Annotated in this window: 17 protein-coding genes; 8 read left to right on the forward strand and 9 right to left on the reverse strand. The window is 68.5% G+C overall.

Annotated elements, in window-relative coordinates:
* Positions 1–20: 20 nt before the first annotated feature.
* Complete coding sequence (locus QJS31_RS08145) at positions 21–1,181, reverse strand: FAD-dependent monooxygenase (RefSeq protein WP_282781907.1); 1,161 nt, start codon at positions 1,179–1,181, stop codon at positions 21–23.
* Positions 1,169–1,771: a TetR/AcrR family transcriptional regulator gene (locus tag QJS31_RS08150; protein WP_282781909.1), complete on the reverse strand. Its 603-nt coding sequence runs from the start codon at positions 1,769–1,771 to the stop codon at positions 1,169–1,171. The genes QJS31_RS08145 and QJS31_RS08150 overlap by 13 nt, the downstream gene beginning before the upstream one ends.
* A 178-nt stretch (positions 1,772–1,949) precedes the next feature.
* Here QJS31_RS08150 and QJS31_RS08155 point away from each other — a divergent pair, with 178 nt between their 5' ends.
* A complete protein-coding gene (locus QJS31_RS08155; protein WP_282781911.1) occupies positions 1,950–2,474 on the forward strand; it encodes a hypothetical protein in 525 nt (174 codons plus the stop codon).
* A gap of 98 nt (positions 2,475–2,572) precedes the next feature.
* Here QJS31_RS08155 and QJS31_RS08160 read toward each other — a convergent pair whose 3' ends face one another.
* The 3 genes from QJS31_RS08160 to QJS31_RS08170 all read right to left on the reverse strand — a co-directional run bounded on the left by QJS31_RS08160 (position 2,573) and on the right by QJS31_RS08170 (position 6,371).
* A complete protein-coding gene (locus QJS31_RS08160) occupies positions 2,573–3,376 on the reverse strand; it encodes an SDR family NAD(P)-dependent oxidoreductase (protein WP_282781913.1) in 804 nt (267 codons plus the stop codon).
* Between the two features lie 120 nt (positions 3,377–3,496).
* A complete protein-coding gene (locus tag QJS31_RS08165; protein WP_282781914.1) occupies positions 3,497–4,756 on the reverse strand; it encodes an FAD-binding oxidoreductase in 1,260 nt (419 codons plus the stop codon).
* Between the two features lie 55 nt (positions 4,757–4,811).
* On the reverse strand, positions 4,812–6,371 hold the full coding sequence (locus QJS31_RS08170; protein ID WP_282781916.1) for an alkaline phosphatase: 1,560 nt from the start codon (positions 6,369–6,371) through the stop codon (positions 4,812–4,814).
* 138 nt (positions 6,372–6,509) lie between these two features.
* Between QJS31_RS08170 and QJS31_RS08175 the strand changes: the two genes are divergently transcribed.
* Both QJS31_RS08175 and QJS31_RS08180 read left to right on the forward strand, forming a co-directional pair.
* The gene (locus QJS31_RS08175; RefSeq protein ID WP_306356338.1) at positions 6,510–7,976 is read left to right on the forward strand and encodes an HNH endonuclease signature motif containing protein; all 1,467 of its coding nucleotides are present in this window, start codon (positions 6,510–6,512) and stop codon (positions 7,974–7,976) included.
* 666 nt (positions 7,977–8,642) lie between these two features.
* Positions 8,643–8,819 (forward strand): hypothetical protein, encoded by a 177-nt coding sequence (locus tag QJS31_RS08180; RefSeq protein ID WP_282786587.1) that lies wholly within the window; start codon positions 8,643–8,645, stop codon positions 8,817–8,819.
* Between the two features lie 99 nt (positions 8,820–8,918).
* Here QJS31_RS08180 and QJS31_RS08185 read toward each other — a convergent pair whose 3' ends face one another.
* Positions 8,919–10,244, reverse strand: a complete 1,326-nt coding sequence (locus QJS31_RS08185; protein WP_306356339.1) for a hypothetical protein — start codon at positions 10,242–10,244, stop codon at positions 8,919–8,921.
* 112 nt (positions 10,245–10,356) lie between these two features.
* Between QJS31_RS08185 and QJS31_RS08190 the strand changes: the two genes are divergently transcribed.
* Positions 10,357–10,896, forward strand: a complete 540-nt coding sequence (locus QJS31_RS08190) for an NADAR family protein (protein ID WP_306356340.1) — start codon at positions 10,357–10,359, stop codon at positions 10,894–10,896.
* Positions 10,897–10,899: 3 nt separating this feature from the next.
* Here the strand turns inward: QJS31_RS08190 and QJS31_RS08195 are convergent, their stop codons facing one another.
* Positions 10,900–11,727, reverse strand: coding sequence for a helix-turn-helix domain-containing protein (locus QJS31_RS08195; RefSeq protein WP_282786101.1), 828 nt, complete (start codon positions 11,725–11,727; stop codon positions 10,900–10,902).
* Positions 11,728–11,820: 93 nt separating this feature from the next.
* On the opposite strand from QJS31_RS08195, the gene QJS31_RS08200 reads away from it, so the two are divergent.
* The gene (locus QJS31_RS08200) at positions 11,821–12,363 is read left to right on the forward strand and encodes a YceI family protein (protein WP_282786102.1); all 543 of its coding nucleotides are present in this window, start codon (positions 11,821–11,823) and stop codon (positions 12,361–12,363) included.
* 4 nt (positions 12,364–12,367) lie between these two features.
* Here the strand turns inward: QJS31_RS08200 and QJS31_RS08205 are convergent, their stop codons facing one another.
* Positions 12,368–12,904, reverse strand: a complete 537-nt coding sequence (locus QJS31_RS08205; RefSeq protein WP_029929401.1) for an NUDIX hydrolase — start codon at positions 12,902–12,904, stop codon at positions 12,368–12,370.
* 789 nt (positions 12,905–13,693) lie between these two features.
* A complete protein-coding gene (locus tag QJS31_RS08210; RefSeq protein ID WP_306356341.1) occupies positions 13,694–14,617 on the reverse strand; it encodes a helix-turn-helix domain-containing protein in 924 nt (307 codons plus the stop codon).
* Positions 14,618–14,855: 238 nt separating this feature from the next.
* Here QJS31_RS08210 and cysD point away from each other — a divergent pair, with 238 nt between their 5' ends.
* The 3 genes from cysD to QJS31_RS08225 are packed head-to-tail and all read left to right on the forward strand — an operon-like array spanning position 14,856 to position 18,846.
* Entirely contained in the window at positions 14,856–15,761 is a 906-nt protein-coding gene (gene cysD / locus QJS31_RS08215; protein WP_282782741.1) for a sulfate adenylyltransferase subunit CysD, read from the forward strand.
* On the forward strand, positions 15,761–17,614 hold the full coding sequence (gene cysC, locus QJS31_RS08220) for an adenylyl-sulfate kinase (protein ID WP_282782743.1): 1,854 nt from the start codon (positions 15,761–15,763) through the stop codon (positions 17,612–17,614). Before cysD ends, cysC begins: the two co-directional genes overlap by 1 nt.
* Complete coding sequence (locus QJS31_RS08225; RefSeq protein WP_282782745.1) at positions 17,611–18,846, forward strand: hypothetical protein; 1,236 nt, start codon at positions 17,611–17,613, stop codon at positions 18,844–18,846. Before cysC ends, QJS31_RS08225 begins: the two co-directional genes overlap by 4 nt.
* Positions 18,847–18,880 lie beyond the last annotated feature (34 nt).

The raw sequence follows: 18,880 nt of genomic DNA on the forward strand, positions 1-18,880 counted from the left end.
TCGATACGTGCGGATGGGACTCAGGTCTCGGCCAGCACGCTGGTGGTGTCGCCGTATCCGCGGCGCAGCAGGCCGACGAAGGCGTCCCGCATGACGACGCTGGAGACCAGTGTCTGAACGGCGATGCCGGTGCGTGTCGCGGGGACGAGGGAGCGCGCGATGGCGCGGGCGCGGTCCTGGCGCTGATCTACGGCGGCGCGCAGTCGCGCCTCGTAGGCGTGGAAGGCGGCCACGTGCTCCGAATGCCGGTGCAGCGCCTCGGCGAGGAGATAGCCACCGGCCATGGCCATGGACGCCCCCTGCGCGGAGGTCAGCGTCATCGCCGCGGCGGCGTCGCCGATCAGGGCGACGCGGCCGCGGTGCCAGCTCGGCATCCGGATCTGGGTCAAGCTGTCCATGAAGAGGTCGTCGGCCGGGGCCGCCGCGAGCAGGCGCGGGGTGATCCAACCCATCCCGTCGAACGCCGCGCGCAGTGCCGCGGGTCGCTCGGCCCGCGGTGGAACGAATCGTTGTGTGCGATAAAGGAAGAGCGCGATCAGTTCGCCGGGAGTGTCGGTGGGATAGAGCACCGTCTGTCGCCCGGGCTCGCTGTAGTGGACGCGCCGCGGCCCGAGATCGTAGGTGTCGGCCACGGGGTAGCAGGCCATGGTGTAGCCGAGGTGCCGGGCGAAGCCGGGCTCGGGGCCGAAGACGAGCTCGCGGGTCGCCGAGTGCACGCCGTCCGCACCGATGAGCAGATCGAAGCTGTCCTCGGTGCCGTCGGCGAAGGCGACGTCGACACCGTCCGGTCGTTGCCGCACGGTCGTGACCCGCTGCTCGTGGCGGACCTCGACCCTATTCCGTACGGCATCGGCGAGCGCCTCCTCCAGCCTGGCGTGCATCAGGGCGAGATAGGGGCCGCCGATCACCTTCTCCAGCACGCGTCGTTCCAGCCGTGCGTGTGGCCTACCCCGGGTGTCGACGGTGCGGATGTCTTCGGTGGGCAGCTGCCGCGCGGCGAGCCGGTCGGTCAGGCCCATCCGGGCGGCGATGTCGTATCCGGTGCCGAAGAAGTCGATGCCATAGCCGCCGTACCGGCCACGCGGTGCGCGCTCGACCACGACCGGTTCATGGCCGTAATGATGCAACCAGTACGCGAGGGTAAGTCCGGCGATTCCGCCGCCGGGGATCAGGATCCGCATGACTCGTCGCCCAGGAGGGTGCCGAGGACGGCCAGCGCGGGATCGATCGGCAGCTCGTCGTCGAGTTCGCGATGCAGGAGCAGGCCGTCCAGGAGGGCCGCGACGAGGACGGCGGCTCCGCTCCGCTGCGCGGGTGTCCACTCCGGATTCAGGTCGCCGAGCCACTCCGCGATCCGCTCGCGTGCCTCACGCAGACTCTCCCGCAAGGCCACGCCGAGTGCGGGGTCCTGCCGTGTCCCCGACACCAATTCGACTGCCAGCCGGACCATCTGGTCGTCGGTGGCCACCCGCGAGATCGTCGACCGCATCGCGGCTATCGCCGAGTGTGCGTCCGATGCGCCCAGCAGCGCGTCGACAACGGGGGCGAGGGCTCGCTCACCCGCGCGTTCGGCGATGGCCAGGTGCAGGCCGGGCAGGCCGCCGAAGTGATAGTGGATGAGCCCGGCATTGGCTCCACTGCGCGCGGCCAGTGCTCGCGTCGTGACGGCCGCCCAGCCGCCCTCGATGAGCAGCGCCACCCCCGCTTCGATGAGTTCCTCGCGTCGTTGCCGACCCCGATTAGAATTTGCTCGTTCGACTAACTTAGGCACTCGACTAATGTAACTCGGAGTCGTGAGCACTGGCAACCATCGCGGTCCGAGTCGCCGCCGGGGTCCACTCGGGTGCGTCGCTCGGCGGCCGCGCGGGTTCATCGCATTTCGGCTCGTCGCCGCGCATGGTTGCGCTACGGTCGGCTGTCATTTCGAACGATCACGAGGAAAGGGCGGGATGAAGCTTCGTATTTCCACGCTGGCGGTGCCAGCCCTTTGTGTGCTGTTCACGACCGCGGGTGCCGCCGTCACGGCGGGTCCGGCCGCGGCGACCGCGATCTCCGGGGGCTGTGCGGGCGGGCATGTGCAGTTCATGTCCGACACTCCCATCGGTCTGGAGCCCACGCAGGTGACGGCGCGGCTGGACGGCGATCTGCACACCTGCGTCGGCACCCCGACCGAGGAGGGTGGCTGGTCCACCGATTTCGTCGGCGAGGCCAGCTGCCTGGGCGTCAACGGGAAGCTCGACGCCACCTTCAACTGGGCCAATGGTGAGGTCAGTCGCATTGTCGGGCCGTTCGCGCTGAACGGCTACGGTGCGCCCGCGACCAATACGCTCCAGATCGTGGAGGGGCCGGGCGCCGGGGGCACGGTGGTGATCACGACCGGCCCGATCGAGAAGGCGGGTGGCTCGGTGACCACCTGTATCGACGGACCCATCCGGAATGTCGGAATGCCGGTCACCGGAGCGCAATTCGCGTGAGTGTGAGAGGCGGGGTGCTCGGCGGCGGGCACCCCGCCTTCCCCTCATCCGCGCAATTGCCGAAAGCGCTGTATGCCGCGCTGCTACCTGTCGAGGCGCTACATGCCGAAGGCGTGCATGAGGCGGCTGGTGGAGCGGGGCGCGACGCCCGCGAGCCCGCGCAGGGTGCGGGAGAAGCGGGGCTCCACCCGGCTGGGCCGCGTGCGGATGGCGTGCTCGATCCAGCGGGCCGCCTCGGCGGGCACCGAGACCGGATGCTCGGCGTAGTAGTCCGGCGATTCGGCGTCGGCCTTGAAGGCCGGATACTGCACCGAGGTGACGTGGATGCCGCGCGGCGACAGTTCCGCGTCCGCACAGTCGCCGAAGGTGGTCCAGGCGGCCTGAGCGCTGGCGTAGGAGGCGAAGTTCGGTGCGGCTCCGGTGGACAGGCTCCACGGCCCCACATTGACCACATGCCCGGATCCGCTGGCCAGCATGGCCGGGATCAGGCCGAGGGTGAGCCGGAGCGGGCCGAAGTAGTTGGCGGCCATCATGCGCTGATAGTCGCGGAACTTGTCCAGCGATTGCAGCACCGGGCGGCGCAGCGGGCGGCCCGCATTGTTGACCAGCACGTCGATGCGCTCGAATTCGGCGATCGCCCATTCGACGAGTTGATCCACATCGCCGAGGGCGGAGATGTCGCAGCGGTGCCAGCGGGCCGAACCGCCCGCTTGGACAATGGTATTGGTATCGGAGATCAGGAGATCGCCGCGGCGTGCCACCAGCAGCACCTCCGCGCCCTGGAGGGCTAGCAGCCGGGCGGTGGCGCGGCCGATATCGGAACAGGCATCGGTGATGACGATTCGTTTGCCCGCGATGGATTCGGCGGCGGGCCGACGGCGATCATGGCGGAATTCGATCATGGAACAGGCAACCTTCGTGTGGGAACGAGCCGAACCATGCATCAGCACCCCGCCGACAGTGCCGATACCGGCCGCACATCGCCGCTGACTGATTGCCAGGAGTGTGCGGCGGAACACAGTCTAGTCGGTCGGGTCATACCGCCGGGCGCGTTCGGCGACACAGATCTCGTCGATTCCGGACACGATGTCGCGCAGCATCTCCGAGGGCAGCGCGGCAGGCCGCAGCCGACAGGTGAAGGTGATGAAACCGTGGTCCTCGCCGTCGAGTTCGCGCAGGTAGGGGGATCGCACACCGTAGGTCATGGCCGAGATGACGGTGAAGCAGCCGGTGCGTTCGCGCAGGTCGGAGAACAGGTCGTGCAGGCCGTGGAAGACCCGTGCGTAGGTGGACATGGGGGCGAACAGCGAGATGCGGTACGCCGGACCGCGTTCGGAGGAACTGATGACGGTATCGGCCAGAAACTCCGCGTCCCGCAGCGTCAGCACCTTCGGAGCGAACATGAGCGCACCGGCCGCGGCATAGCGCACCGGCATACCCGCGCGGCCGCCCGCCGAGGAGGCGATGGCGCCCAGCGACTTTCGGGCCCGCGCGCCGACCTCGCGCCGGGCGCGCAGCGAACCGGTCGGCGTGGTCGGGTGCAGGCTCGACCACTGCCCGAACCGCATGGTGCCCAGTTTGACCTGTCCGGTGCCGACCGGTCGCGACACCCGCAGCGGCGCGGTGTCGACCCACCGGCCCACCTGGAGTACCGCGTCACCGGGTCGGGTGATCTCCTGCACCGACTGGTCGACGAAGGTGTCGAAATCCAGGAAGCGGTGTGCGTCGGTGGTGAGCCAGGTGCGGTCCTTGTCCACCGTGCGCACGTCGAGGGTGAGCGCGGTGATGATGCCGGTGCGTCCGCCGCCGCCGAGGATGCGCCGGAACCGCTCGGTATTGTGGCTGCGCCCGCAGGTGCCGAATCGTCCGTCCTGATCGACGTATTCGAGTTCCACCACATTGTCGCTGAACATGCCGAACCGGTGGGAGGCGGAACTGAGCCCGCCGACCGCCGCGAATCCGCCCGCGGTGATCTCGCGGTGGTCGCCCACGATCGGCAGGCCCAGCCCGTGCGCACCCAGCGTGCGGTCGATCTCGGCCAGCCGCGCCCCCGCCTGCACCCGCACCGTGCGGGCATCGGCGTCGACCACCTGCACCCGGTTCATCTTCCGCATGGACAGCACCGCACCCTGCTCCGGCACCGCCAGCTCGTCCTCGGCCCGCTCGCCACCCCGGATGATCAGCGGTTTCGTCGACAGGCGCGAATCCCGAACCGTGCGAACCACATCCGCGGTGTCACGGGGCAGGAACTCATCTCCGATGGTGGGTGCGGACGTGCTCATGGCGCTACAGCTAACCACAAAACCGGAGGTTGCGCGCCCCTGTCCCGATGGCCGATCAGCCAGCGGGAGACAAGCGCTGAGTGAACAGGATCTTCCCGCTCGCGTCGCACAGATTCACCGTCAACTCCCGGCTGCGCCCGTCGATGAGCACCTCGCCGAAATGCTGGAACTCACCGTCCAGCGGAGAGGTGTTCGGCGTGGCCGGGGCGTGCACGAATACCGCCTCCGGCCCGAAGGTGCCATCCAGGTCGTTGGGTCCGAACGCACCGGCATTGAGCGGGCCGGACACGAACTCCCAGAACTCGTCGAAATCGGTGAAGGCGGCCCGGCTCGGAGAGTAGTGGTGGGCGGCGGTGTAGTGCACGTCGGCCGTCAACCAGACCACCCCGGTCACCCGGTTCGTCTTGATCGAGGACAGCACTCGCGCGATCTCGGCCTCCCGTCCCGAGGGCGCGCCCGGATCGTTGTTGGCCACCCCTTCGAAAGCGGTCCGGTCCTTCTGCTCACCGTCCTTGACCACCAGCCCCAGCGGCAAATCGTTGGCGACGATCTTCCAGGTGGCCGTGGAATCACGCAGACCGTCCATGAGCCACCGGGTTTGGGCCGGTCCGAGAATCCGGCCGTCGGCCCCGGTGTTCTCGGTATTGGGATCCTTGTAGGTGCGCATATCGAGCACGAACACGTCCAGCAGCGGCCCGTAGGAAACCTTGCGGAACAGTCGACCGTCCACGGCCTCCCGGGGATCCACCGGCATCCATTCGTGGAACGCCTGCCACGAGCGGGTGGCGAGGGTGTCCATATTCCGTTCCGAGTAGCCCTTGGCGGCGGCGACCGTCCCACCCGGCGACCAGTTGTTCACGGTCTCGTGGTCGTCCCACTGCACCAGCTGCGCGACCGAGCCGTTGAACCGCCGGTAGTTCTCGTCGGACAGGTTGTAGGCGTAGTTGCCCCGGAATTGTTCGAGAGTCTGCGCCACAGCCGATTTCGCCTCGGTGACGGTGTTGCGCCAGACTCGGCCGTCCGGCAGGGTGACCGACTCCTGGAGCGGACCGTCGGCGTAGATGGAGTCACCGGAGTGCAGGAACAGGTGCGGGTCGCGAGCGGCCATGGTGGAGAAGACCTGCATGCCACCGAGATCCGGATTGCTGCCGTACCCCTGACCTGCCACATCGCCGGACCAGAGGATCTTGATATCCGACGGCGCGCTGGGAACGGTGCGGAAGACGCCCGTGATCGGCTCGGACGTCGCACCGTCCGCGGCCTCCAGGGTGACCCGGTAGTGCACCTGCTGACCCGGCTGCAACCCGGCGATCCGGAGCCGCCCGGTGCCGTCCGTCTCCGGTGTCAGCAGCGGGCCCTCGAAACGCCGTGGGTCGTTGAAGGATTCGGTACCGGCGGTTTCGACGATGAGCTTGGCCGGGGCATCGGAGCGTGCCCAGATGAGGGCACCGTCCGGGCGCGGATCGCCGACCGCGACCCCGTGCGTGAGCGTGGGGCGCTGGCGGACGACGGCCGGGCCGTCAGTGGAGCAGGAGATCAGCGCGGGAGCGGCCACCAAGCCGAAGGCGGAGGTGCGCAAAAGGGTGCGTCGAGTGAAGCCGGTGTGTAGGGCCATGGGGGTGACCTTTGCCGAGGTTTCTCAACGGACTTTGAACGGCAGATGACGAGAAAAGGACAAATCCGGCTTGCTGGAAGGGGTGCGTGAATTGGTTTTCTCATTCTGCCGCAACCCTTTTCCCGATAGAATTACGGCATGAATACGAGCCGGGCGGGTGAGGTATTCGCGGTCGTGGAGGAATTGACGACCGCGGCCACCGCCCTGCTCGACGAGGACCTGACCCGCTACACCGACACCGACTTCGTGGAACTGATGCGACGCGTCGAAGCCGTCCGTGCCCGACTGGGTGCGGTGTCGCATCGCCTGGTCATCGAGACCGGTGACCGGCACCTGCCCGAACGCGCCGGGTGCAAGAGCCTGGCGAAGTATTTGAGTGAAACCCTGCGGATCTCGATGGCCGAGGCCGGAGCACGACGACGCGCAGCACAGAAACTCGGCGTGTTCCATTTCGTGCACGGTGAGGACCGGGAACCGGAATACCCGCACACCGCCGCCCAGCAAGCGGCCGGGCTGCTGTCGGTCGAACACGCCCGCCGCATCATGACGGTCATGGACCGCATCCCCGCCGCCGTACCGACCGAGATACGGGTAGAGGCCGAACGGTTGTTGGCCGAGCACGCGTGCGAGCTGACCCCGGACGCGATCGTGACGGTCGGGGAATCGATCCTGGCCCACCTCGACCCCGACGGCACCCTGACCGACGACCGTGACCGTGCCCGCGTCCGGGGGATCACGGTGGGACGTCAACGCATCGACGGCATGACCGAGATCAGCGGGCTGCTCACCCCCCAGTTGCGGGCGCTGCTGGACGCGGTGCTGGCCAAGGGCGCGCGACCGGGCATGTGCAACTCCGCCGACCCCGACAGCCCCACCCTCGGTGCCCGCGCGATCGACCCCAAGACCCTCGAGGCCGCCGCCGAACGCGACACCCGCACCATCGCCCAACGCAACCATGACGCCCTCACCGCGTTCCTGACCGCGACCGGGGGCGCGAAAACCCTCGGCAGCCACCGCGGCATGCCCGTCTCGGTCGTGCTCACCATGCGCCTCGAGGACCTCGAACGCGGCACCGGGCACGCGGTCACTGCGGCGGGCACGACGATGTCGATCCCGGCCGCGTTGCGGCTGGCCGAAGGCCGCTACCCGTGGCTGTTGCTCTTCGGCCGTGACGGCGTCCCGCTCTACCTCGGGCGTGGGCAACGCCTCGCGTCGCGCTGGCAGCGGTTGGCGTGTGTGGCCCGTGACCGTGGCTGTACCTTCCCTGGTTGTGACGTGCCCGCGACGATGTGCGCGGTGCACCATCTGATCCCGTGGGCACACGGGGGTGGCACCGATATCGACAACCTGACCCTGGTGTGCGATCGGCATCATGCCCAGGTCGCCGAGGACGCCGACGACCCGACCGGGTGGGCCACCGAACGTCTGGGTGCGCACACTACGTATCCGGGTCGTACCGGGTGGCGGCCCCCGACCCACCACGACCCGACACGCAGACACCGGGTCAATCACCGCCATCACGGCGACGAACTCCTCGGCTCGGCCATCCACCGCCTGCGCGTGAAACAAGACGCCGGGCTACCGCCACCACCGTTACGGCAATAAGCCCCACCACCACACCTTGCGGACGGGCCACCAACCTCCATCGTGGCACCGGTATACAGGACCACCCGCACGGAACCCATTCCGTGCGGGTCATTCCCAGGCCCACAGGCTCACCCCTGACGAGACTTCCCATGGGTTTGAATCTCTAGAACGCCCCCACAGCCAGTCCGTGGGCTGGAATAGCCACCCAACGGCACCCAACCCGGCGTCAGCGAAAGTCAGGAAAGGCACCCAACGTCACCACACTTCATATCTTCCAACCCCCAACGGAGACGGTCGAAACCGGCCGTTTCCTCGGCACCAGAAGGCTTACCGGTGATGGATTTCGCGACACGCTTCAGTTGATGTCGGGGTCGCTGACTGGCATCTTCCCGTCGTTACAGTGAGGCGACAAATGTAGCCTTCCCGTTGACGATCGGGAGCGGATTCTTTGGCCGATGCCCCTGCTATGTGTGTCTACGGCGCGTTCCTCGAACACCGTATCTCGCAGATCCTCGCCGAAGCAGGATCGCCAGGAGCGCTCTCTCTGCACCGTTTTCCGAATTCCTATGTCACGCAACCGATCGAGTTCGGCAATTCGGAGCGGTGCCGAGCGCACGAATCCACGCACTGAGAGGCGAACGCCATGGTCGAAACCCTCAGCGCCGCTTCCGCGTGTGGTACTCGGTGATCGGCGGAATCGGCATCGTGGCCTACGCGGTATTCCTGGTGATGCGGCCACGCGTGGACGCTGCGAATATCGGATTCGGATTCATACCGATACTGGGCGCGAGCCTGGGACTGCCCGGCATCGTCGGAACAGCCGTAGCTGTACTGGCGGGCGATGCTCGATCGGAACCGTAACGCCACCGCGCCGACAGTGCATGCGCGAGCACCACCGGATCGCAGCCCCGTCACCGAACTCTCACTCCCGACCATTCCGACTGGCGCGAGGAAGACAACTCAGACGGATTCCATGGCGGTCAGCCCGATACGCGCCGAAGTCTGGAGTTCGGAATCCCAGTCGGCGGCCAGTAGTTCCGTCTGGGACTGCCGGGTGCGGTGGGGTGGGAGAGAAGCGAAGCGGCGTTCGGTCGAGAGGACGGTTTCGAGGAGGGGAGCGGCGGCGGTGGCGGGGGAGCCGATCTCGCTGATGAGGCGGGCGGCGGCGCGGCAGTCGGCGTCGGCGTAGCCCGAGTTCAAGGGGGTCAGGGCGGCTAGGAGTACCGGTAGTGCCGGGTCCGGGTCGCCGGTGATGCGCCACCAGGCCGAGGCGGCGTGGACGCGTTCCCAGCCGCCCGGGGATCCCAGGCGTTTGCGGACGTCGTCGGCGAAAGGCGCGGCGAGGGGACCGAGTTCGGCGAGGCGGTCGAAGTCGACGGCGATACCGGTTTCCACGGCTTCGCCGAAGATACGCAGGGTCACCTCCGGTTCGCCGGTGACCCGCCAGTGCGCCCAGGCGGCGGTCTGGGTGCCGTGCCAGCGCAAGGAGGTGTCGGGCGGGAGATCTGTGTCGTGCCGGGGCGGCTGCTCCGCGCCCAGGGCGAAGCGTTCGAGGAGATCCGCCGCCGGGTGCGCGGCCGGGCCGATCGCGCCGATCACCTCGCAGGCCCAGCGCGCATGGCCGGTGCGCAAGTACGGCAACAGTTCCGGCACGGCCGGTGCGGCCGCCGGACCCCACGCCGTCAAGGCGCGCAGGAGCGGGCGCAGGGCGCTGTGGTAGCCCTCGGTGGCGAGGCAGGTGCGGATGCCCGGCAGCAGCGCGTCGGCGAAGTCGACCAGGGGAGTCAGGACGTGGTCGATATCGAAGGGGTCGCGGAGCATGCCGATGCGGCCGCTGGTCAGCCAGTCGCGCACGGTGTCGATGGCGGCCCGGTGGCGCAGGCGCGACAGTGCGAGAGTGACCGAGCCGAAAGAGCTCTCATGTCCGAGCGCGGCGACCATGACCGGTACCAGCGGTGCGAAATCCTGGCTTGGTTCCGTGCCCGCGACGGCCGCCAGCACCCCCGCCGCATCATCGCTGTGATAGTCCGGATCGGCGACACAGCGGGCCAATTCGGCGAGCAACTCGGGTTGCGAAGTCCGCCACTGCATCAGGATCTCCGAGGTGAGCGCGACACCCACCGACCGCAGTTCGGGATCGCCGGCGGCGAAGGAGGTCTTGGCCAGTTCGACGGTATCCGCGAGCGGCATCACCATGGCGGTGCGCGCGACATTGGGATCCGTTCTGGCCGTGGCCAAGAGCCGGAGCAGCCACGAGCTCAACATCACTCCGGTCTCTTGCGTCATGGATCGTACGTTACCGTTTCGTGATAAATACCGCGAGGTGGCTGCCTCGCGGTAAGGGGCGGGCGAATAATGGTGGGCAAGGTGTCGGCCCGGTCGGATACCGTTGCGCGATATGAACAGGGCACGGTTGATCGCGGAGATGTCGGCCGGGGCGACGCCGGAATTCCTCTACTTCTGGGGCCATACGCGGACGCCCGGGCGCGAGGTGGGCCGCTGGGTGCTCAGCCAGTGGTGGCCGGTCGAATTCCCGGTGGACGGCGTGAGCTACCGTAGCGCCGAACATTTCATGATGGCCGAGAAGGCCCGGCTGTTCGGCGACGCGGAGATGCGGGCGCGGGTGCTGGCCAGCGCGACGCCCGCGGACGCCAAGCGGCTCGGGCGCGCGGTGCGCGGATTCGACGACGCCACCTGGCTGGCTCGTCGCTACGACATCGTGGTGCGCGGCAGTATCGCGAAATTCGGTGCGCACGAGCCTCTTCGGGACTTCTTGGTGGGTACCGGCGACAAGGTGCTGGTGGAAGCCGCGCCCCGCGACACCATCTGGGGGATCGGGCTCGGCGCCGACCGTCCGGAGGCGGCCGATCCGGCGTCGTGGCGAGGGGAGAACCTGCTCGGCTTCGCGCTCATGGAGGCGCGGGCCGCACTGCGCTGACACCTACTCGTTGACCAGGCGCAGGCTGGGTGTGTGCGCCCGCTTCCGGTCCACCAGCCACACCATCAGGCCCTGGTCCAGGGTGGGGCTCATGGTTTCGATCTCCACCTCGGTATCGCCGCGTTCGGGATGGTTCAATCGCATGATGCCCGTGCGGTGTTCGATGACGCGGTGCGAATGCCAGCGGTGGGCGAATTCCGGATACGACCGCAGGGCGGCCACCACGGCGTGCAACTCGGAATCGTCGGTCCAATGCGCACAGGCCGAGCGCAGCGCCGAGATGTACATGTCCGCGACCTCCGGCCAATTGCGAATATGCTGTGCCGCAGCGGAATTACCGAAAATGTAGCGCGCCAGATTGCCATGGTTGGACTCGTCAAGCAGTCCCAACGGGGTCGCGAAATCCCGCCAGGCCGGATTGCAGGCGAGAATGTTCAATCGCCGTCCCACCAGCAGCGCCGGTGTCGGATGCAGGGTGTCCAGGACCGCCTGCAAGGTCTCGCTCACCCGCTCGTGTGCCTTCCCGGCGGTGGGGCAGGCGGCCGGTTCCATGCCGAAGGTGATGCGCAGGAAATGCTGTCGTTCGGCGGCGGTGAGCCGAAGCGCGTCCGCGAGCGCCGCGAGCACGCTCGCGGAGGGATTGGTGTCGCGCCCCTGCTCCAGCCGGGCGAGGTAGTCGACGCTCACCCCGGCGAGCGCGGCCACCTCCTCCCGGCGCAGACCGGGGGTGCGGCGGCGTCGGCCGGGTGGTAGGCCGACCTGCTCGGGCTGCAACTGGGCCCGGCGGGCCACCAGGAATTCGGCGAACTCGGACTGTGCCACGACAACCATGATGCCCGGTCCGATGGTTGTTATCCCCGCCCTGTCAGTCCCAGGACCAGCGCGGTGTGGTTACCGGACCGGAGTCCACTTAGCGTTTCCGGTATGACGACTTCGACGCAGCCCACCCTCGCCACCGGTGCCTGGACGCTCGACACCGCGCACTCCTCGGTCAATTTCACCGTCCGCCACCTGGGCATCTCCAAGGTTCGCGGCCGGTTCAACCGCTTCGAGACCCAGTTCGTGGTGGACGAGACCGGTGCCGCCGCCGTCTCCGCGACCATTCACCTCGATTCCTTCGACACCGGCAATGCCGACCGCGACGCCCACGCTCGCGCGGCCGACCTGCTCGATGTGCAGTCCCGGCCCACCCTCACCTTCAAGGCCCTCGAACCACTGCGCGTCACCGAGGACTTCCAGGTCACCGGCGAGGTCACCCTCGGTGGTGTGACCGCCCCGGTCACCCTCGACGTCGAATGGGGCGGCCTGCAGCCGTTCCCGCAGACCGGCGACAACCACATCGGCTTCACCGCCACCGGCACGCTGAAGCGCACCGATTTCGGCGTGGCCACCGCCATCCCGTCGGCCATGATCAGCGACAAGGTGGCGATCGAGTTGGACATCCAGCTCATCGAGCCGAAGGCGTAAACGCTCAGCGCGTGCGCTCGTGGAAGAGGAGCAGGGTGTAGGCGGCGACGGTGTCGGCGTCGATGATCACCCCGGAGCTGATCATGGATTCGAGTTCGGCCCGGGTGAACCAGGCCGACCGCATATCCTGCTCCTCCACCTCCCGCTCGTGCGGGCCCTCGGTCAGATCGGTGGCCAGGAAATAGTGTCCGCGATTGCTGCACACGGCCGGGGCGGGGGCCAACTCGCCCAGATACGTCATGGTGGCGGCCCGTAGCCCCGTCTCCTCCCGCAGTTCCCGATGCGCGATCTCGATCGGTTCGGCGGCGGTGGCGCGATCGGGCAGCGATCCGGCCGGAAACTCCCAACTCCGCCGCCCGAGCGGATACCGGTACTGCTCGACCAGGTGGAACCGTTCCCCGTCGCGCGGCACCACGATCGCGAAGTCCGAACGATCCACCACGCCGTAGATGCTGGTGCTGCCGTCGGCGCGCCGAATGGCGTCCTCCCGAACCGTCATCCAGGCATTCGAATAGACCTCGCGCGAATCGATCGTCTCCATACCCGACGATCCTGCCGGACGAACGGCGACCCCCGCCGCTGCCCCGGTATTCGGGGGCTCCCGACTCGCCCGCCCGCCCATTACCGTCGCCCGCGTGGGGTCACGGCCCCGCGAGGTCCGGCCGCACTGCCCGGTGGCCGGGATATGGCCTGGGCGTGTGCTTTTCGGTCCCGAACGAGCGGTAGAGCGCCGAATCCGGAAAGCGCCCGCCCAGGCCGCCCGAGCGCTCCGGTTCGGCGCGCCTGCCCAACGCGCTGGGCTGGCCTGCGTCATGCCGGCACGTGCCTGCTTCGCGTGATGTGCGCTGTCTGGGCGTCATATGTGCAGTCTGGCGTGGTGTGTGCTGCCGCAGGTGAGGTGCACTGCCGCAGGTGAGGGTACTGCCACGGGTGAGGGCACTGCCACGGGTGAGGGCACTGCTGCGGGTGAGGGCACTGCTACGGGTGTCGTATGTGCTCGCCGCGCGTGATGTGCGCCCACCCAAAGGCGGTGTATGGCCTGCTGAGTTGCCTGTTTCCCGGACGGGAAGTGCGTAGCGGCTGGGGAGGTTGCCCCGTTCCCTGGACAGTGGTGGGTGTCGTGGCTACGCCGCCGGTTCGGTGGCGGTGCGAGCCCGTTCTGCGTGTGCTGCGTGCCCGTCCTGGCGCGATGCGGATATCTTCGCGCGCGCATGCCCCTTGCACAGACTGCCCGTAGTCACGCCCGGTTGGGGTTGGTGGCGCGGGTTGGGTTGGTTGCGTGGGTTACAGCCGTTCATGCGAGTGCGCGCTGGTCGTTGCGCGGCTCTGCTTATCGCTGTCCCCCGGCTATCGCGGCAGCGGCGGCCATGGTGTCGGTGGCCAGGGCTTCCAATGCGGCCGCGGTGAGATTGGTGTCGGGGCAGGCGACTACGGCGGCGGCGACGCGGTCGGTGGTGCGGCCCGTATCGACGCCGGCGGTACCAGCACTGCCGGTGGTGGCGCGGTTCGTGCCGAAGATCGGCGCGGCGACCGAGACCACCGCGTTGTGGTCGGTGAGTTCGTCGGGCAGGTAGTCGATGGTGATGAGGTCGGTGATCATCGCGTTGAGGCGGTGGCGCAGGGGATCGGTGACGGGGGAGTGGCGGAGGGTGGAGAGGGCCTCGAGCATGGGGGTGGAGTCGTCGGCGAGGCGCTCGACCGCGTAGCCGCGGGTGCGGATGGCGTCCAGTACGGCGCTCAGGCGGGGTCGGTGGGACGGGTCGGCGATGGCGATCCAGGCGTCGCGTTCGGGCGCGGGGGCCCAGGCGACGAATTCGCGGCAGACCGGCGGGGCCAGGGGGAGGCGGCGGCCCACCCGGATCCAGGGCACCGAGGGGATGCCGATGACCTCCGTGACGAGGATGGCGTCGGCTTCGCGTTCGGCGAGGAAGACCGGAATATCGTGCTGGGCGGCCAGCTTTCGCATGGGATCGGCGGCCAGGCGGCGCAGCGGGAAGGCGGCTTCGGCGCGCCGCGCGACCGTCACCAGTTCCAATCCCAGGCTGTAGTTGCCGCTGTCGTCGCGCAGCGTCCAGCCGTCGGCGGTGAGCTGGGTCAGCACCGCGTGCGCGGTCGCCCGGGACATGCCCGTGGCGCGGACGATGGCCGCCAGCGAGAGATGATCGGCCGGGCGGCGCGACAGCAGGTCGATCACCCGCACCACCCGCTGGGTGGGCGGAGAGGCGGACGGCTCGGGCTGGGCGGCTGCGGTCATCGTTCGTCCTGCTCGTCGGTGCGCGAAGGGCGTGCGCAGGTGTGGAGGGCATGTGGAGGTGTGGAAGCGGCCCCGGGGCAGGGGAATTCACCATGGGCTATTGACCGCCGTCAGGCTCGCCGCCTATCGTCGGTGTCACATTATCGAACAATAGCGTCGAATATTCGACACCGCAACCCGGAGGGCTCCTCGGAGGGAAACGGCTCGGGTGGCGTTCGGCGCGATAGGTGAGTGAGTGATGCCCACGGGATACGAGCTGTCGCACCTGACAGCGCTCGAGGCCGAATCGGTGCACATCATCCGAGAGGTCGCGGCCACCTTCGAGCGGCCGGTACTGCTGTTCTCGGGCGGCAAGGATTCGGCGGTCATGCTGGAACTGGCGCGACGGGCGTTCTGGCCCGCACCGCTGCCCTTCCCGCTGCTGCACATCGACACCGGGCACAACTTCGACGAGGTGATCGACTTCCGGGACCGCACCGCCGAACGGCTGGGCGCGCGCCTGCTGGTGGCGCGGGTGCAGGACGATATCGACGCCGGGCGGGTGGCGGAGCGACCGGGCGAGACCCGCAACCGCCTGCAGACCACCACCCTGCTGCGCGCCATCGGCGAACACCGCTTCGACGCGGTCTTCGGCGGCGCGCGCCGCGACGAGGAGAAGGCCCGCGCCAAGGAACGGGTGTTCAGCTTCCGCGACGAGTACGGGGCCTGGGATCCGCGCGCCCAGCGCCCCGAGGTGTGGAACCTGTACAACGGACGGCACCGCAGGGGTGAGCACATCCGGGTGTTCCCGCTGTCGAACTGGACCGAGCTGGATATCTGGGAGTACATCGACTCCGCCGCCGTGGAACTGCCGTCGCTGTACTACGCGCACCGTCGCGAGGTGGTGGAGCGCGACGGAATGCTGTTGGCCACCAACCGTTTCCTGCGGCTCGGCTCGGGGGAGCGGCCCTACGAGACCACCGTGCGCTTCCGCACCGTCGGCGACGCCACCTGCACCGGCTGCGTCGAATCCAGCGCCGCCACTCCCGCCGAGGTGATCGCCGAAACCGCCGTCACCCGCCTCACCGAACGCGGCGCGACCCGCGCCGACGACCGCATCTCCGACTCCGGCATGGAGGATCGCAAGCGAGAGGGCTACTTCTGATGCGCCGCAATCTCTTACGCCTGGCCACCGCGGGCAGTGTGGACGACGGCAAGTCCACCCTCATCGGCCGCCTGCTCTACGACTCCAAAGCCCTGTTCAGCGACCAGCTCTCGGCCATCGAGAAATTCAGCACCGCGCGCGGCGACCAAGCCCCCGACCTGTCACTGGTCACCGACGGCCTGCGCGCCGAACGCGAACAAGGCATCACCATCGACGTCGCCTACCGCTATTTCGCCACGCCCCGACGGAAATTCGTCATCGCCGACACCCCGGGCCATGTGCAGTACACCCGGAACATGGTGACCGGAGCCTCCACCGCGGACCTGGCGCTCATACTGGTGGACGCCCGCCAGGGGGTCTCCGAGCAGACCCGCCGCCACGCCTTCCTGTCCTCGCTGCTGGGCGTCGGTCACCTGGTGCTGTGCGTCAACAAGATGGACCTGGTGGACTTCTCCCGCCACCGCTTCGACGAGATCCGCGAGGAATTCGCCGATTTCGCCACCAAACTCGAGGTCCGCGACCTCAGCTTCCTGCCGCTGTCGGCCCTGCACGGCGACAATGTGGTGGAGCCCTCCCCGCGCACCCCCTGGTTCCCGGGCCCGCCGCTGCTGCGCCACCTCGAGGATGTGCACATCGCCTCGGACCGCAATCTCATCGACGCCCGGCTGCCGGTGCAGTACGTCATCCGCCCCAGCGGGGAGACGCGGCGCAGCTACGCGGGCACCATCGCGGGCGGCGTGTTCAAACCCGGCGACGAGATCACCGTGCTGCCCTCGGGACGCGCCACCCGCGTCGGCCAGATCTGGGGGCCGGGCGGCAGCAAGGTGGAGGAAGCCTGCGCGGGCATGGCCGTCTCCCTCACCCTGGACGACGAGATCGACATCGGCCGCGGCGATATGCTCGCCCGCCCCGGCAATCAGCCGCATCAGGACCGGGAACTCGACGCCATGGTGTGCTGGTTCTCCGACGACACCCAACTGCGCCCCGGCGACCGCTACGCCATCCGCACCGCCGCCCAGACCGCGCGGGTGCGGGTGCGGGCGCTCGACTACCGGCTGGACGTGAACACCCTGCATCGGGTGGAGGACGCGCCGCTCCTGGCGCTCAACGACATCGGCCGCGTCACCCTGCACAGCACCCAGCCCATCCTGTTCGACCCCTACCGCGCCAACCGCGCCACGGGCAGCTTCATCCTCATCGACGAGCGCACCGATCAGACCGTCGCCGCGGGCATGATCACCGGCCGCACGCCGGTACAACCGCAGGCCCGCGGACCGGTCACCTGGCACCGCTCGGCGGTGGAGCGCACCCAGCGGCTGTCCCAGGGCAGGACGCTGTGGCTGACCGGGCTGTCCGGCTCCGGAAAGTCCACCATCGCCGTGGAATTGGAGCGGCAGCTCATCGCCGCGGGACGCCCCGCCTATCTGCTCGACGGGGACAACCTGCGGCACGGCATCAATGGCGATCTGGGATTCGGCGACGACGAGCGGCGGGAGAACATCCGCCGGGTCGCCGAGATCGCGGCGCTGTTCGCCGATTCCGGCACCATCGCCATCGTCTCGCTGATCAGTCCCTTCGCCGCCGAGCGGGAGAACGCGCGAAAGATCCACGCCGACAAGGGGTTGGAATTCCACGAGATCTTCGTCGACACCCCGCTGGCCACCTGTGAGGACCGGGACCCCAAGGGGCTCTACGCCAAAGCCCGCGCCGGTGAGATCACCCGATTCACGGGGATCGACTCCCCGTACGAGCGCCCCGAGCACGCCGATCTGGTGATCACCCCCGCCGACGGCACCCCGACCGCCATTGCCGAACTCATCCGCCGAGAGCTAGGAATCGCTGAACACCGATGACCGCATCCGACACCGCAGACGCCCCCGGAACCCCCGCCGCCGGACCGGACCAGGCGGCGCTGCCGCTGACCGATCCCTTCCTGGCGGCCGTGGCCGAGGCCGAGAAGCTCATCGCCGCCGCGCCGTTCATCCGCACCGACGCCGACCACGCCGAGGGCTACGACTATCTGGCGGCGAGCATCTCGGCCTGCCTGCGCCTGTCCGGCGTGCACGGCACCTCGCATCCGTACTTCGTCAGCTCCACCGGACCGCACGCCAAGATGGGCCTGGACAACCCGGACACCCTCTACTACCACGCGAATATCGAACCGACGGCCGAATACCTGGTGACCGGAGTGCGCGGCAGTACCGTCGACCTGAGTTTCCAAGTGCTCAAAGGCGATTACACGGCCACCGACGTGCCGGGCGGTGACGACGCCTTCGACGACCGTCGGCTCGAGATCGACGCCGACGGCCGCTACCAGCTGCGCTTCGGCCCACCCAGGGCGAATCCGGAGCCGAACTACGTCGTACTCGGCGAGGGCGCGTCCATGCTGGCCGTGCGGGAGGTGTACGGCGACTGGGCGAACGAGACCAAGGGCCGCATCCGCATCGAACGCGTGGACACCGTCGGCACCGCCCCGACCGAGCCCGATACCGCGCAACTGCGCAAACGCTACCGGGCCGCCGGGAAGATGCTGCTCTCGCGCATCCACACCTGGTTCAACTTCCCGAAATGGTTCTACCTGGACCTGCCGGTCAACACCCTCACCGCACCCCGGCTCACCCCCGGCGGACTGAGCACCCAGTACTCCTCGGTGGGCCACTACGACCTCACCGACGACCAGGCGCTCGTCATCACCATCCCGCGCTCGCGCGCCCCGTACCTGGGCTTCCAGCTGGGCAGCATGTGGTACATCTCGCTGGACTACGTGAACCACCAGACCAGCCTCAATCACGCGCAGGCACAGGTGGATCCGGATGACATGGTCCGCATGGTGGTGTCGGCGCGCGATCCGGGCATCGCCAACTGGATCGAGACCACCGGCCGCGGTCAGGGCATTCTCCAGTTCCGCTGGCAGCGCACCGATCGGCCCATCACCCCCGAGGAAGGTCCGGTCGCCGAGGTGGTGCCCTTCGACAAGGTCGCCGCCCACCTGCCGCACCACGACCACAACCGCATCGATGCGGCGGGCTGGCGCGAGCGCATCGCCGCCCGCCAGCGCGCCTTCGCCGACCGGCAACTCGGCTGATCCCGCTCGGCTGATCCCTACAACGCACAGGAAC

Origin of the sequence: Nocardia sp. CC213A, from assembly GCF_030766805.1 — a bacterium.
Lineage (GTDB): Bacteria > Actinomycetota > Actinomycetes > Mycobacteriales > Mycobacteriaceae > Nocardia > Nocardia otitidiscaviarum.

Excerpts from the sequence above, each read along its gene's own strand:
- QJS31_RS08145 (WP_282781907.1), bottom strand. The coding sequence starts at position 1,181 with ATGCGGATCCTGATCCCCGGCGGCGGAATCGCCGGACTTACCCTCGCG.
- QJS31_RS08155 (WP_282781911.1), top strand. The coding sequence starts at position 1,950 with ATGAAGCTTCGTATTTCCACGCTGGCGGTGCCAGCCCTTTGTGTGCTG.
- QJS31_RS08185 (WP_306356339.1), bottom strand. The coding sequence starts at position 10,244 with ATGACGCAAGAGACCGGAGTGATGTTGAGCTCGTGGCTGCTCCGGCTC.
- QJS31_RS08165 (WP_282781914.1), bottom strand. The coding sequence starts at position 4,756 with ATGAGCACGTCCGCACCCACCATCGGAGATGAGTTCCTGCCCCGTGAC.
- QJS31_RS08175 (WP_306356338.1), top strand. The coding sequence starts at position 6,510 with ATGAATACGAGCCGGGCGGGTGAGGTATTCGCGGTCGTGGAGGAATTG.
- QJS31_RS08205 (WP_029929401.1), bottom strand. The coding sequence starts at position 12,904 with ATGGAGACGATCGATTCGCGCGAGGTCTATTCGAATGCCTGGATGACG.
- QJS31_RS08195 (WP_282786101.1), bottom strand. The coding sequence starts at position 11,727 with ATGGTTGTCGTGGCACAGTCCGAGTTCGCCGAATTCCTGGTGGCCCGC.
- QJS31_RS08200 (WP_282786102.1), top strand. The coding sequence starts at position 11,821 with ATGACGACTTCGACGCAGCCCACCCTCGCCACCGGTGCCTGGACGCTC.
- QJS31_RS08225 (WP_282782745.1), top strand. The coding sequence starts at position 17,611 with ATGACCGCATCCGACACCGCAGACGCCCCCGGAACCCCCGCCGCCGGA.
- QJS31_RS08160 (WP_282781913.1), bottom strand. The coding sequence starts at position 3,376 with ATGATCGAATTCCGCCATGATCGCCGTCGGCCCGCCGCCGAATCCATC.
- cysD (WP_282782741.1), top strand. The coding sequence starts at position 14,856 with ATGCCCACGGGATACGAGCTGTCGCACCTGACAGCGCTCGAGGCCGAA.
- QJS31_RS08190 (WP_306356340.1), top strand. The coding sequence starts at position 10,357 with ATGAACAGGGCACGGTTGATCGCGGAGATGTCGGCCGGGGCGACGCCG.
- QJS31_RS08210 (WP_306356341.1), bottom strand. The coding sequence starts at position 14,617 with ATGACCGCAGCCGCCCAGCCCGAGCCGTCCGCCTCTCCGCCCACCCAG.
- QJS31_RS08170 (WP_282781916.1), bottom strand. The coding sequence starts at position 6,371 with ATGGCCCTACACACCGGCTTCACTCGACGCACCCTTTTGCGCACCTCC.
- cysC (WP_282782743.1), top strand. The coding sequence starts at position 15,761 with ATGCGCCGCAATCTCTTACGCCTGGCCACCGCGGGCAGTGTGGACGAC.